This is a genomic window from Glycomyces sp. MUSA5-2, assembly GCF_037034145.1.
GTDB lineage: Bacteria > Actinomycetota > Actinomycetes > Mycobacteriales > Micromonosporaceae > Glycomyces > Glycomyces artemisiae.
In genome coordinates this window covers 163,490-176,726 of the sequence record NZ_JBAGKG010000007.1, presented here as the reverse complement: position 1 = coordinate 176,726, position 13,237 = coordinate 163,490, and the positions used below count along the sequence as shown (strand labels likewise).

General features: G+C 72.9%; 13 protein-coding genes. 6 read left to right on the top strand and 7 right to left on the bottom strand.

The window, feature by feature from the left end:
* Position 1: 1 nt before the first annotated feature.
* Positions 2 to 145 (bottom strand): GPGG-motif small membrane protein, encoded by a 144-nt coding sequence (locus WA640_RS21820; protein ID WP_176953224.1) that lies wholly within the window; start codon positions 143 to 145, stop codon positions 2 to 4.
* Between the two features lie 89 nt (positions 146 to 234).
* Here WA640_RS21820 and WA640_RS21815 point away from each other — a divergent pair, with 89 nt between their 5' ends.
* Complete coding sequence (locus WA640_RS21815) at positions 235 to 1,830, top strand: bifunctional 3'-5' exonuclease/DNA polymerase (RefSeq protein WP_335990501.1); 1,596 nt, start codon at positions 235 to 237, stop codon at positions 1,828 to 1,830.
* Between the two features lie 42 nt (positions 1,831 to 1,872).
* Here the strand turns inward: WA640_RS21815 and WA640_RS21810 are convergent, their stop codons facing one another.
* The gene (locus WA640_RS21810) at positions 1,873 to 3,753 is read right to left on the bottom strand and encodes an N-acetylmuramoyl-L-alanine amidase (protein ID WP_335990498.1); all 1,881 of its coding nucleotides are present in this window, start codon (positions 3,751 to 3,753) and stop codon (positions 1,873 to 1,875) included.
* Between the two features lie 244 nt (positions 3,754 to 3,997).
* Between WA640_RS21810 and WA640_RS21805 the strand changes: the two genes are divergently transcribed.
* From WA640_RS21805 to WA640_RS21790, 4 genes are read left to right on the top strand one after another with little or no spacing between them, the layout of a single operon-like run.
* Positions 3,998 to 4,915, top strand: coding sequence for an ABC transporter ATP-binding protein (locus WA640_RS21805; RefSeq protein WP_106366007.1), 918 nt, complete (start codon positions 3,998 to 4,000; stop codon positions 4,913 to 4,915).
* Positions 4,915 to 5,733 (top strand): ABC transporter permease subunit, encoded by an 819-nt coding sequence (locus WA640_RS21800; RefSeq protein ID WP_335990495.1) that lies wholly within the window; start codon positions 4,915 to 4,917, stop codon positions 5,731 to 5,733. The genes WA640_RS21805 and WA640_RS21800 overlap by 1 nt, the downstream gene beginning before the upstream one ends.
* A gap of 25 nt (positions 5,734 to 5,758) precedes the next feature.
* Positions 5,759 to 6,961, top strand: coding sequence for a sensor histidine kinase (locus tag WA640_RS21795; RefSeq protein WP_335990492.1), 1,203 nt, complete (start codon positions 5,759 to 5,761; stop codon positions 6,959 to 6,961).
* Positions 6,958 to 7,629, top strand: a complete 672-nt coding sequence (locus tag WA640_RS21790) for a response regulator (protein WP_106366004.1) — start codon at positions 6,958 to 6,960, stop codon at positions 7,627 to 7,629. The genes WA640_RS21795 and WA640_RS21790 overlap by 4 nt, the downstream gene beginning before the upstream one ends.
* A gap of 1 nt (position 7,630) precedes the next feature.
* Here the strand turns inward: WA640_RS21790 and WA640_RS21785 are convergent, their stop codons facing one another.
* Positions 7,631 to 8,398 (bottom strand): class I SAM-dependent methyltransferase, encoded by a 768-nt coding sequence (locus WA640_RS21785; RefSeq protein ID WP_335990488.1) that lies wholly within the window; start codon positions 8,396 to 8,398, stop codon positions 7,631 to 7,633.
* A 28-nt stretch (positions 8,399 to 8,426) separates the two neighbouring features.
* On the bottom strand, positions 8,427 to 8,951 hold the full coding sequence (locus tag WA640_RS21780) for a GNAT family N-acetyltransferase (protein ID WP_335990487.1): 525 nt from the start codon (positions 8,949 to 8,951) through the stop codon (positions 8,427 to 8,429).
* A 142-nt stretch (positions 8,952 to 9,093) separates the two neighbouring features.
* Here WA640_RS21780 and WA640_RS21775 point away from each other — a divergent pair, with 142 nt between their 5' ends.
* Positions 9,094 to 9,744 (top strand): HAD-IA family hydrolase, encoded by a 651-nt coding sequence (locus WA640_RS21775; protein ID WP_335990486.1) that lies wholly within the window; start codon positions 9,094 to 9,096, stop codon positions 9,742 to 9,744.
* On the opposite strand, the gene WA640_RS21770 is transcribed toward WA640_RS21775, so the two are convergent.
* From WA640_RS21770 to WA640_RS21760, 3 genes are all read right to left on the bottom strand, one after another.
* Positions 9,721 to 10,677 carry a serine hydrolase gene (locus WA640_RS21770; protein WP_335990485.1) on the bottom strand — a complete coding sequence of 319 codons (957 nt, stop codon included), beginning with the start codon at positions 10,675 to 10,677 and terminating at the stop codon, positions 9,721 to 9,723. The genes WA640_RS21775 and WA640_RS21770 overlap by 24 nt on opposite strands.
* 69 nt (positions 10,678 to 10,746) lie before the next feature.
* Complete coding sequence (locus WA640_RS21765) at positions 10,747 to 11,322, bottom strand: SWIM zinc finger family protein (protein WP_106366000.1); 576 nt, start codon at positions 11,320 to 11,322, stop codon at positions 10,747 to 10,749.
* The gene (locus tag WA640_RS21760; protein WP_219926914.1) at positions 11,319 to 13,223 is read right to left on the bottom strand and encodes a DEAD/DEAH box helicase; all 1,905 of its coding nucleotides are present in this window, start codon (positions 13,221 to 13,223) and stop codon (positions 11,319 to 11,321) included. Before WA640_RS21760 ends, WA640_RS21765 begins: the two co-directional genes overlap by 4 nt.
* Positions 13,224 to 13,237 lie beyond the last annotated feature (14 nt).

Here is a 13,237-nt window from a genome sequence, read left to right as displayed (position 1 = left end):
GCTAGGTGAAGACGCTCACGCCGCCGGGCCCGACGAGGAGCCCGACGATGATCACCACGATCCCGAGGAGTACCTGACCTCGGAAGATCATGTAGATGCCGTAGACGACGAGGAGGACCGCGAGGATCCAGAGTATGAGTGCCATGCGGTCCGGATACCCATAGGCGCGGTGAATATGTCTGGAATCGACGGCGGCGCGGCCCGGATGTCGGTGGTGCGTGGTCCACTTGGGGCGTGGAGGTCGCACTGGTGCCCGGGAGGGCCGGAGAGGGCTGGACGATGGCCCTGCCCGGCGGCGACCCCGCGTACCACAGGGACCTCGCCGCGGCCGTCCGCGAGGCCGAGGCGGCGGGCCCGCTGCGGTGGGTCGTCGCCGACGTGGCGCGGGACTACCCGGCGCTGATGGAGGCGGGCGCGCGGCTCGACCGGGCCCGCGACCTGCGGCTCGCCGAGCGCATCCTCTCGCGGGTGGAGGCGCACGACCCGCCCGCGCACGTGGTCGCGTCCGACCCCGACGCCGGGACGCTGTTCGAACGCGAGCCCGAGCCCGTGGACGGCCCCGCGGAGCTGACGCGGCTCCAGGCGGCGTGGCTGGACCAGCGGCGGCGCACCGCGAACGCCGCGATCCCGGGGCTCGGGACGCTGCTGGCGGCCGAGTCCGCGGGGGCGCTGGTCGCGGCCGAGATGGGGCGCACGGGCGTGCCGTTCGACCGGGAGGTCCACGACCGGCTGCTGCGGGACCTGCTGGGCCCGCGCCCGTCGAAGGGCCTGCGGCCGCGCAAGCTCCAGGCGCTCGCCGACAAGGTCACCGAGGCGTTCGGGCACCAGTTGAACCCGGACTCCACGAAGCAGGTGCTCGCGGCGTTCCACGCGGCGGGCGTCGACGTGAAGACCACGCACGCGTGGGAGCTGCACTCGGTCGACCACCCGGCCGTGGAGGCGCTGAAGGCGTACCGCGAGCACGCCCGCGTGTGGGGCGCGTTCGGGTGGAACTGGGCCGACGCGTGGGTGCACGACGCGGTGGACCGGGAGACCGGGCGCACGGCGAGCCGGTTCCGGCCGGTGTACATCGTCGGCGGCGCCGACACCGGCCGGTGGGGCACCGACGGCGGCGGGGCGCTGCAACTCCCCCACTCGGTGCGCGAGGCGATCCGCCCCGACCCCGGCTGGAAGCTCGTTGCCGCGGACGCGGCGCAGCTGGAGCCGCGGCTGCTGGCCGCGATCAGCGGCGACAGGGCGATGATCGCGGCCACAGCCGCCGACGACCTGTACACGGAGCTCGCGCCGCGCCTCGGCGGCGAGCGCGGGAAGGCGAAGATCGCGCTGATCTCGGCGATGTACGGGGGGACGGCGGGCGACGCGCGCCAGCTCGTGCAGCTCATGCGGGACCGGTTCCCGGCCGCGTTCGAGCGGGTCGAGTCGGCGGCGCGCACGGGCGAGAAGGGCGGGCTCGTGCGCACCTGGCTGGGCCGGACCGTCCCGGCGCCCTCGGAGCGGTGGTGGCGGCAGCTCAACTCCGAGGACGGCGTGAAGTCGTCGGCGTCGCGGGGCCGGTTCACGCGGAACTTCATCGTGCAGGGCACGGCCGCGGAATGGGCGCTGGTGCTGCTCGCGCTGCTGCGGCGCGAACTCCACGAGCAGGGCCTCGGCGAACTGGTGTTCTTCCTGCACGACGAGGTGATGGTCCACTGCCCCGCCGAGCACGCGGCGGCGGTGTCGGCGGCGATCGAGCGGTGCGCCGAGCAGGCCACGCGGACGCTGTTCGGGGACGTGCCGGTGCGGATACCGCTCCGGCCGAAGGTCGTCGACAGTTATGCGGAGGCGAAGTGAGGGGCCCGCGGCGCTGCCGCGGGCCCCCTTTTCTGTTGAGTGTCAGACCGTTTCGAGGGCGACGTCGGCGGCGTTCACGTAGCCGATCCGGTGGCCGATCTGGATCTGGTAGAACACGGTCTCGCCGGTGACGACGAACGTCGGCGTGTTGAAGGTCTTGGCCCACAGCGCCTGCGACCGGAGCTCCTCGCCCATGACGTAGGACTGGTCGGTGTCGATGGTGGTGACGACGGCGTTGGGCCGGTACGTGGCGCCGGTGCCCTCATAGGCCTCGGCCTCGGGGTAGGTGTCGCGCCAGACCGTGACGTCGTCGCGGAGCGGGACGACGACCTGCGCCTGGGCCGGCGCGAGGACCGGGTTGTCCTCGGGGTTGAGGATCCAGGCCTTGTTGCCCAGGTACCAGACGGCGACCCAGTCGCCCCGGACCTCGGCGACGGCGAAGCGCTGGCCGTACCCGGCGCGGGCGCCGAGGTCGTCGACGGAGTTGGAGGCGCCGTTCGCCAGCGGCGCGTCGAGGCTCGGCTCGGAGTAGAGCAGGACCGTGGAGGCGCCGCGGACCGGGCAGGGGGCCGCGTCGTCGCTCGTGTCGCAGCCGGTCAGGACCGGGCGGTTGTCCTCGAAGTCGGGGGCGATGGTGACGGCGCCGCCGGTGATGCCCGCCGCGGCGTGTTCGAGCGGCTGGCCCAGGAGCTGGAAGTAGTGGCCCCAGTCCCAGTAGGGGCCCGGGTCCCAGTGGTCGGACTGGGGCACGTTGTCGTGGCCGAGGATGTGGGCGCGGTCGATCGGGACGTCGTACTTCTCGGCGAGGAAGGAGACGAGCTCGGCGGAGTTGCGGTAGAGGATCTCGGTGTACCAGGTGCCGCTGGCGGCGAAGCCCTCGTGCTCGATGCCGAGGGAGCGCATGTTCACGGCCCAGTTCCCGGCCTGCCAGCCGACGTTCTTGTGGTCGAGGTGCTCGGCGATGTGGCCGTCGGCGGAGCGGATCGTGTAGTTCCAGGAGATCCGGGTCGGGTCCTGGACGACGTCGAGCGTGCCGTCGTAGTAGCCCTCGGTGTCGTGGATGACGATCGCGTTGATGTCGATGTCGGTCTCTCGGTCGGCGAGGTCGTGGTTGCCGTACTGGCTCGCGCTCGTGCCCCACTGCTCGTAGGGGGCGGGGATCCACTCGCATCCGAGCGACTCCGGGCAGGTCGTGTTCGCCGTGTCGAGCGCGGCGAGGCCGAGGGCGCCGAGGGTGCTCTCGTCGGGGTCGACGCTGCTGGAGGCGAGCTCGACGGGGCCGTCGTCGGTGTCGGCGGCGGCGCCGGTGGCGATGAGCCCGTAGACCTCGTCGGCGAAGCGGGCGGCGGTGGGCTCGTCCGCCGCGCCGGAGTAGCGGGCGACGGCGGCGTACCAGTCGGCCGGGTCGTCGGAGTCGATGCCGAGGTCGGCCTGGTAGTCGGCGAGGAGCGCGGCGCCGCCCGCGATGTTCGCGGCCGGGTCGGTGCGCAGGGACTCCTCCGAGGCGCCCGTGAGGGCGGCGGCGTCGTCGATGGTGAGCGGCCCGGGGGTGCCGACCGGCTCTTCTTCCTCGGCGGGCTCGTCCATGGGGCGGAGGTCGTCGCCGCGGGCGTCGCCGTCGTGGTGCTCCCCGGCGCCGTTGAGGGTCTCGACCTCGGCGGTCAGGTGCATGGGGCCGAACCCGCCGGCGGTGCTCGGCTCGCCGCCGTGGTCGGTCCACCGGGACTGCAGGTAGGAGACGCCGAGGAGGACCTCCTCGGGGACGCCGTACTCGGCGGCGGCCGCGGCGTACTCGCCCTGGCGGCCGGTGGGCTCGGGCGGTTCGGCGTCGGCGCGGGTGGCCGCGACGACGGCGGCGGCCGCCGCGAGCGCGGCCGCGCCGGCGACCGCGGCGCGGATGCGGCCCTTGCGGGAGATGCTCATGCTGCTCCAAGAGATGGATGGGAAGGTTCGCCGAGATTACGGGCACACGGACCGTATCCGGCTGAATGCCCCTTCTGATATGGGAAGTCGCACATGCGAAGTCGGAGGTCCGAGGCAACCTCATGGAGGAGACCGCGCAGCACTTCCCCCGCCGCGAGTCGTAGTACCCGGGTACCACTCGCGTCCCTGAAGATCGATCCCGAAACCGATGAACGCGCCCCGCGCTGGCCGTAGATTTCGGGGCATGATCGAGATCGAGCACTTGACGAAGCGCTACGGCAAGAAGACGGCCGTGGACGATCTGACGTTCGCCGTCAAGCCCGGCGTCGTCACCGGGTTCCTGGGGCCGAACGGCGCCGGGAAGTCCACCACGATGCGCGCCATCGTGGGCCTGGACGCCCCGACCAGCGGGCTCGCCCGCGTCAACGGGCAGCACTACTCGCAGTTCAAGTCGCCGCTGACCGAGGTCGGCGCGCTGCTGGAGGCGAAGTCGGTGCACGCCGGGCGCAGCGCGTACAAGCACCTGCTGGCGCTCGCCCGCACCCACGGCATCCCCGCCAAGCGCGTCCACGAGGTCATCGACCTCGTCGGCCTCCACGAGGTGGCCGGGAAGCGCGTGGGCGGGTTCAGCCTCGGCATGGGCCAGCGCCTGGGCATCGCGGTCGCGCTCCTGGGCGACCCGGCCGTGCTGATCCTGGACGAGCCGGTGAACGGCCTCGACCCCGACGGCGTGAAGTGGATCCGCCTGCTGCTCAAGGGCCTGGCGTCCGAGGGCCGCACGGTGTTCCTGTCCTCCCACCTGATGAGCGAGCTGGCGCAGACCGCCGAGCACCTCATCGTGATCGGGCAGGGGAAGCTCCTGGCCGACACCACGGTGGACGACTTCGTGAACGGGAGCGGGAAGGCCCGGGTGCGGGTCGTCTCCCCCGACGCGGCGCGGCTCGCCGAGCACCTCGCGGGCCCGGGCATCACGATCGCCAGCCCCGAGCGGGGCGTCCTGGAGGTCTCCGGGACCGAGGCCGCGGTGGTGGGCCAGACGGCCGCCGCGCACGGCCTGGTCCTGCACGAGCTGCGGACCGACCGCGGCTCCCTTGAGGACGCGTTCATGCAGTTGACCGCCGATTCGGTGGAGTACCGACAGACCGTGGAAGGGGCGAAGTGATGACCGCCGCCGCAATGACCGAACGACCGGCCGCTTACGTGCCGAAGGGCGGCTACAGGCTGACCGGCGCGGGGCTGCTGCGCTCGGAGTGGACGAAGCTGTGGTCGCTGCGCTCGACGTGGATCGTGCTGCTGTGCGCGGTCGTGTTCGCGGCGGGCCTGGGGGCCCTGATCTCCGCGAGCGTCCCGTCCGACCAGGGGCTCGCCGGTGCCGACATGGCGCTGAACTTCGCGATGGCGGGCGTCTCGATGAGCTCGGTGTTCATCGCGGTGCTCGGCATCCTCACCGTCACCGGCGAGTACACGACCGGGTCGATCCGGTCGACGATGTCGGCCGCGCCCAAGCGCCTCGGGGTGCTGGCGGCGAAGGCAGCCGTGTACGGCGCGGTGGTGGCGGTCCTGTTCTCCGCCATGGTGTTCGTGACGTTCTTCCTGTCACAGGCCCTGCTCGACGACCCCGCGCTGTCGGTGTCGCTGGGCGACGACGGCGTGCTGCGGGCCCTGTTCGGGTACGTCGCGATGATCGTGTACCTGGCGCTGCTGGCGATCGCGCTCGGCTCGATCCTGCGCAACTCGGCCGGGTCGATCGCGTTCTACATCGGCGTGATCATGATCCTGCCGCAGCTGGCGACGATCCTGCCGTGGGACTGGGTCGCCGACGTGGTCCCGTACGCGCCGGGCAACGTCGCGAACACGCTGATCCTCGTGGACACCTCGCAGTCGACGCTGGGCGTGGGCGAGTCGTGGCTGTGGATGGGGATCTGGCTGGTCGTGGCCTACGGGCTGGCGGGCGTGCTGCTCAAGCGCCGGGACGTGTGACAATCCCACGTGTGAAGGTCCAGTAGTGGCGCAGGCCGTGAACCTCCCCCGCAAGCGGGGTCTGTGGCAGCGGGTGTCGGAGTTCGACTCCAGGCACCCGCTGCTTTGGAATCTGTTCCCCATCTTCCTGTACTCGTTCTTCGGCTGCATCGGGGCGATCGCGGCCGCGGTCGGGCAGATGGAGTTCGCGCACCCCTGGGCGCAGGCGGTGGCGACGCTGCTGTTCCTGGTGCCGACGATCTGGCGGCGCCGGTACCCGTTCACGGTGCTGGCGAGCCAGGCCGTGCCGATGGCGATCACGATCCCGCTGGGGATCACCGCGAGCGGCGAGGGCTTCGTGAGCATCGCGGCGGGCCTGGCGTACACGGTGGCGCTGTACAACGTGGTGCTGCGGCGGCCCCTGAAGCTGCTGTGGTGGGCCGCGCTGGTGACGACGGTGCCGTCGCTGATCGACTGGCTGGTGAACCGGCCGTCGCCGGGGCTCATCGGGTTCACCGTGTCGGGGGTGACGTACTTCGCGTTCGTCGTGGCGATCGGGATGCTGGTGCGCACGCGGCGCGAGTTCCAGAGCTCCCAGCGCGACCAGGCGACCCGCGAGGCCGTCTCGGACGAGCGCAACCGGATCGCGCGGGAGATGCACGACATCATCGGGCACAACCTGGCGGTCATCAACGCGCTCGCCGACGGCGGCGCGTACGCGGCGACCGCGTCGCCGGAGAAGGCGAAGGAGGCCCTGGAGGTCATCGGGCGCACCAGCCGGGAGGCGCTCGGGGAGCTGCGGCGGGTCCTGTCGGTGCTCAAGGCCGAGGACCCGCAGGAGGTCGAGCTCGCGCCGCAACCGGGTCTGTCCGATGTGGACGCACTGGTGGAGCGGGTGCGGGAGGCGGGCCTGCCGGTGGTGCTGCGGTCGTCCGGGGAGCACTGGGAGCTGTCGGAGAACCAGCAGCTCGCCGTGTACCGGACGATCCAGGAGTCGCTGACGAACGTCCTCAAGCACGCGAAGGGCCCGCGGCGGGCCGAGGTGTCCCTTGAGTACCGGGAGTCGGGGCTCGCGGTGACCGTGTCGAACACCGGGAACCGGGTCGACGAGGCGGGCACGTCGCGGGGCCTGGCGGGGCTGGCCGAGCGCGCGGCCGCGTTCGGCGGCACAATGGTGGCCGGACCCGAGGCCCGCGGCGGCTGGCGGGTCGCGCTGTGGATGCCCGTCGACGGAAGGGAACGCCGGTGACCTCGCTGCTCATCGTTGATGACCACCCCTTGCAGCGCATGGGGTTCCGGATGCTCGTGGAGAGCCAGCCGGACCTGGTGGTGCTCGGCGAGGCCGGGAACGGCGCCGACGCGGTGCGCCGCGCCACCGAGCTGGGGCCCGACGTGGTCCTCATGGACGTGCGCATGCCCGGCGTCGACGGCATCGAGGCGACCCGGCGGATCATCGCCGCGGGCGGGCGCAGCCGGGTCCTGGTGCTCACCACGTTCGACCTCGACGAGTACGCGTACGCGGCGCTACGCGCCGGCGCGAGCGGGTTCCTCGTCAAGGACGCCCAGCCCGAGGAGCTGCTCGCCGGCATCAGGGTCGTGGCCGCGGGCGACGCGGTCGTCGCCCCGAAGCTCACGCGCCGCCTCCTCGACCGCTTCGCCGACCAGTTCCCCGTCGAGGGCGAGGAGGAGGCGAACCTGAGCGCCCAGCTCGACGTGCTCACCGAGCGGGAGCGGGAGGTGCTCACGGCGATCGGCAAGGGCTGGAACAACACCGAGATCGCGACGCGGTTCCACCTGGCCGAGTCGACGGTGAAGACCCACGTGGGGCGCATCCTCGCGAAGATCGGCGCCCGCGACCGGGTCCAGGCGGTCATCTTCGCCTACAACACGGGCCTGGTCGCCCCCGACGGGCGCTGACTCAGCGGCGGGTGAACGCCAGCAGGTCGCATTCGGCCTCCACCGGCTGCGGGACGGTCTCCCGCTCGGCGTCGGCGGCCAGCGCGGCCAGGCCGTCCCGGTACTCCTCGTCCGTGAGGTGCTCGTACACCGACAGGGCGCGCATGCGCTGGCGCTCGGTGTACTCGGCGAGGCTGTCGGCCGAGCGGTGGTGGACCTCGACGAGCCCGGCGGGCGCGAAGCCCGCGTCGCGGAAGACCGCCTCGGTCTCGGGCAGCGTCGGGAACACGTGGGCGTCGATGTCCCGGGTGCGCGGGAAGTACCGGTAGAGCAGCAGGTCCTTGAGGCGGTCGGCGAGGGTCGTGGCGATGAGCAGCCGCGCGCCGGGCGCGAGGACCCGCGCGAGTTCGCGGGCGGCGGCGGGCCGGTCGGGCACGTGGTGCCACACCAGGAACATGAGGGCGAGGTCGGCGCTGGCGTCGTCCAGGGGCAGGTCGGCGGCGCTGCCGGGGACGTAGGTGACGAGCGGGTGCGCCGACTCGGCGAGGGCGACCTCGCGCATCCGCTCGGAGGGCTCGACGCCGATGGTCTCGGCCCCGAACTCGTCGGCGAGCGCGGGCGTGAACCTGCCGGTGCCGGAGCCGACGTCGGCGACGCGGGCGATGCGGCGGTCCCCGGCGAGGGACCGGAACGCCCGGGTCCAGGCGCGGCGGCTCGACGGGAGGAGCCTGCGGCCCTTGGCGTATCCGGCGTGCTGGGTCCGGTCGTAGTCGACGCGTTCGATCCTCATCGGCTCCTCCTCGGTCAGACGGGCTTCGCTAGTCGGCGGCGGTGGGCACCCAGAACCGCAGCTTGTCGCCGCGGCGGTCTTCGAGTACCCCGCCGTTGCGCTCGATCACCTTGCGGGAGGTGGTGTTGTCGGCGTCGCAGGTGAGCAGGGCCTTCTCGATGCCGAGGGCGGCGGCGACGGGGAGGCCGGCGGCGAGCATGGCGGTGGCGTGGCCGCGGCGGCGCGCGGAGGGGCGCACGTCGTAGCCGATGTGCCCGCCGACGTCGAGGAGGTGCGCGTTGAGGACGTGCCGGATCGCGAGGCGCCCCAGGTAGGTGTCGCCGTCGACCCACCAGAGGGTCGTGAACGGGACGAAGCCGGGCGGGGCGGTGGTGCGCCAGGCGAGGACGTCGGCGACGTACTCGGCGGCCCATTCGTCGCCGGGGCGCAGGTAGTTGCGGATGATCGAGTCGGTCCCGGAGTCGCCGGTGCCGCCTCCTTCCGCGATGAACTCGTGCAGCGCCTCGGTGAAGGAGGCGGTGAGCCGCACGGTCGGGTCGATGAGTTCTGGCACGGTTTCGACGCTAAAGGACCGGTCGGAGGGCCGCAACCGCATTCCCGCGGCGCACGGCGTGTTCGCGCCTCGGCGCGCGGAATGTAGCGCGTCCGTCATCTTGCGTTGGTACCGTTGCGGGTCGGTTCTAGGGAGGTACGTCATGGGCGGTTCGGTGCTGGCGGCTTCGGTGCTGCTGTTCGACATGGACGGGACGCTGGTCGACTCGACGGCGTCGGTGGAGCGGGCGTGGACCCGGTTCGCGGGGCGCCACGGCCTGGAGGCGTCGGCGATCCTCGCGGTCGCGCACGGGCGGCCCACGATCGAGGTGGTCGCGGAGTTCGCGCCGCACGGCGTGGACGTGGTCGCCGAGACCGACCGGATCGAGGCCGAGGAGATCGACCGCACCGACGGCATCAGCGAGATCCCCGGCGCGGCCGCGCTCCTGGGGTCCCTCGACCCGGCCCGCTGGGCCGTCGTCACCTCCGCGACCCGCGCCCTCACTTTGCGCCGCCTCGCCGCGGTCGGCATCCCCCTCCCGAAGATCCTCATCGCCGCCGACGACGTCACCAAGGGCAAGCCCCACCCCCAGCCGTACATGCTCGCCGCCCGCGCGCTCGGCGCCGACGCGACCGACGCGGTCGCGTTCGAGGACGCCCCCGCGGGCCTCACCTCCGCTTCATCGGCGGGCGCCGCCACCGTCGTGGTCGGCGCCTACGACGGCGAAGCGGCGCAAGGACTCCCCCGAATCCCCGACCTCACCGGCGTCACCGTCGCCCAGGAGGGCCCGTCATTGGAGGTCCGGCTGCCGTAAGCCGCCGTCGAGGGTCGTGCGGGCGAGGGCCGCGAGGGATTCGACGAGGGCGATGCCGTCGGCGTGGCTCGCGGCGCCGCTGGTGAGGACCGCGATGCGGATCGGGTCGTCGGTGTCTCCGGCGAGGACGCCGATGGAGTTGACGACCCAGCGGCCGCCCAGGGCGGTGCGGGTGTCCCAGCCGTTCTTGAGCCAGACGGCCTCGCCGTCGGCCGCGGCGGCGGAGACGCCCCAGCGCTGGGAGGCGGTGACCGAGGACATGAGGTCGCGGGCGTAGGCGGTCTGGTCGGCGTCGAGGAGGCCTTCGTAGAGGGCGTGGCCGAGCAGGGTCAGTTGGTCGGGGGCGGTGGTGTCGGTGAGGCCCCAGGCGTCCTCGCGGGGTTCGGTGCCGGTCATGCCGAAGTCGGTGCACGCCTGGGCGAGTGCGTCGGCGCCGCCGAGGGCGTCGTAGACGGCGGTCGCGGCGTCGTTGTCGGAGGCGGTGATCATGGCGCGCAGCCGCGCGTCGGGGGCGTCGGCGACGGTCCCGTAGTGGCGCAGGGCCATGACGAGGAGCTGGGCTTTGACGATCGAGGCGGTGTCGTGCTGGAGGTCCGGCCGATGGGCGATCTGGAGGGCGCCGCGGGAGGCGGCGACGGAGACGTCGGCGCCGGAGTCGGCCGCCAGTTCCTCGGCGCGTTCGGCGAGGAGCGCGTCGAGCCGGTCAGCGTAGGTGGTCTCGGCGGCGGTGGCGCGGGTGGCCGTGCCCGCGCCGAGGCTGCCGGGATCGCCTGCGGGCGTGGTGGTGTCGGCGGCGGCGGAGCCGCCGGGGTCGCCGTCCACGAGGGACGGGAGCGCCGCGGCCGCCGCGGCGGCGGCCGCGAGCGGGACGGCGAGGCGCAGCAGGGTGCGGCGGTGCAGTCGCGCCATGCCGGTGTCGCGCTGGTTCGGCATGGCCGGGACGTTAGGGGCGCAACCTCAACACCGGATGGCGCCCGGGTTAGGAAACGATGAGAGCACGCCTCACGCGGCCGGCTGGGCGGCCTCCATGCTGGCGAGGCGGGCGGCGCGCAGGCGCCCGGCGAGGTCGCGGGTGGGGCCGCCGCGGACGAGGAGGACCAGCCACGGGTCGTCGTCCATGCGGGCGGCGCTGACGAGGGCGAGGGCCATGATGTGGGCGCAGACCTCGCGGGTGTCGGCGCAACCGCAGGAGGTGGTGATGCGGTTGTGGTCCTCGGTGATGAACTTCTTGGGCAGCAGGCGCATCCCGGCCTCGGCGAGCACGTCGTCGATGCGCTTGGGCAGGCGCCCGGCGAGGAGCCCGGCGACGCACGAGGGCGACAGCGACAGGGCCGACAGCCCCGCGGTCCAGGCGGACTTGCTGTAGACGGGGATGGTGATCTCGGCGTCGTAGACGCCGGGGCCGTCCGCCACGGTGCCCGAGACGCGGCCCGGCTCGATCGAGAGGCCGGTGACGGCGCCGCGCCCGGCGATGGCGCGGCCCTTGACGATGCGCTGGTCGGGGTAGTTCAGGCCGATGGTCTCCAGGGCCCGCCACCACTTGCGGCCCCACCAGGTCCGGCCGTACGGGTCGCTCACAGGCGGCCTCCCTCGTCGTCGAGTTCGATGAGCTTGCGGAGCTGGGAGTCGTCGAGCTCGCCGAGCCAGTCCTCGCCGGAGCCGACCACCGCTTCGGCGATGGCCCGCTTGCGGGCGAGCAGCTCGTCCACGCGCTCTTCGAGGGACCCGGCGGTCACCAGCTTGTGGACGTGCACGGTCTGGGTCTGCCCGATGCGGTGCGCCCGGTCGGTGGCCTGGTCCTCGACGGCGGGGTTCCACCAGCGGTCGTAGTGGACGACGTGCGAGGCGCCCGTGAGGTTGAGGCCGGTGCCGCCCGCGCGCAGCGAGACCAGGAGGATCGCGGGGCCCTCGCCGGTCTGGAACTCGTCGACGAGCTTGTCGCGGGCGGGCTGGTCGAGGCCGCCGTGGAGGAACGGCGCGGCGACGCCGAGCTCGGCCTCCAGGTGGCGCGACAGCAGCTCCCCCATCTGCCGGTACTGCGTGAAGATGAGGGTCTTGTCGCCCTCCTCGACGACCTCGGTGAGCATCTCCGTGACGCGGTCGAGCTTCCCGGAGCGCTCGGCGAGGTCGCCGTCCCCGACGCCCACGTACTGGGCGGGGTGGTTGCAGATCTGCTTGAGGCGGGTGAGGAGCTTGAGGACGCGGCCGCGGCGGGTGATGCCGTCGCCCAGGCCCTCGTCGAACGCCTCGCGGATGGCCTCGCGGTAGAGCCCGGCCTGCTCGTCGGTCATCGTGCAGGCCACGACGGACTCGATCTTCGGAGGCAGGTCGGCGGCCACGTCCTCCTTCATGCGGCGCAGCACGACCGGGTCGATGCGGGCGCGGAGCGTCGCGGCGGCCACGGGGTCGCGGCCGATCTCGATGGGGTCGGCGAAGCGGCGCTTGAAGTCGGCCTGGATGCCGAGCATCCCGGGGTTGACGAACTCGGAGATCGACCACAGCTCGGCGAGGTGGTTCTCCACGGGCGTGCCCGTCAGGGCGATGCGGACGCGGCCGGTGAGGTCGCGGACGGCCCCGGCGGTGCGCGAGCGGTGGTTCTTGATCGCCTGGGCCTCGTCGATGACGATCGTGTCCCAGCCGATGGAGCGCAGCAGTTTGATGTCGCGCAAGGCGATCGAGTACGAGGTGACGACCACGTCGGTGTCGGTGAGCGGCGCCGCGGACTTCGTGCGGGCCGGGCCGTGGTGCAGGTGCACCGACAGCTGCGGCGCGAAGCGGGCGATCTCGCGCTGCCAGTTGCCGACCAGGGACGTCGGGCAGACCACCAGGTGCGGCGCGATCCCGGCGCGGCGCACGAGCAGGCCGATCGACTGGAGGGTCTTGCCCAGGCCCATGTCGTCGGCGAGGATCACGCCCGCACCGCCGTCGGCCGCGGCTTCGAGCCAGGCGATGCCGTGCGACTGGTACTTGCGCAGGTCGGCGTTGACGCGGACCTCGCCGGGGTCGGCGTGCTGGGCGGTGATGAGCCGCAGGTTGAGCCCCGAGTCGGAGCGCAGCAACTCGGTGTAGGACTCGACGAAGGCGCCCACCAGGGCCTTCGCGGTCCACACGTGGCCCTCCGAGTGCGGGGCGCTGTGGCCCTCGGCAGGGAGCTCGCCCGCGATGCGGTCGAGGTCGTCGAACTTGTCGTCGTCCACGGCGTTCGCGATGCGCGCCCACACGGCCACCGACTCGGTGATGTCGGGCCGGGACGCGATGCGGGTGAGCGCGGGCAGGACCGGCCGGACCGGCGTCGCGACGCCCTCGACCTCCGCCAGCTCGCCGCCGAGGTACAGCTCGGCCGCGACCGGGTCGCCCGGGGGCAGTCCGAGCTCGGCCACCGCGGCCTCCGGCCGCCCGCCCCCGAAGAACAGGAGCCGCCCGTCGGCCGGGGAGGCGTGGTCGGGCAGGAAGGTGGCGTGCAGTTCGCTGGGTGGCAACGAGGCTCCTACGG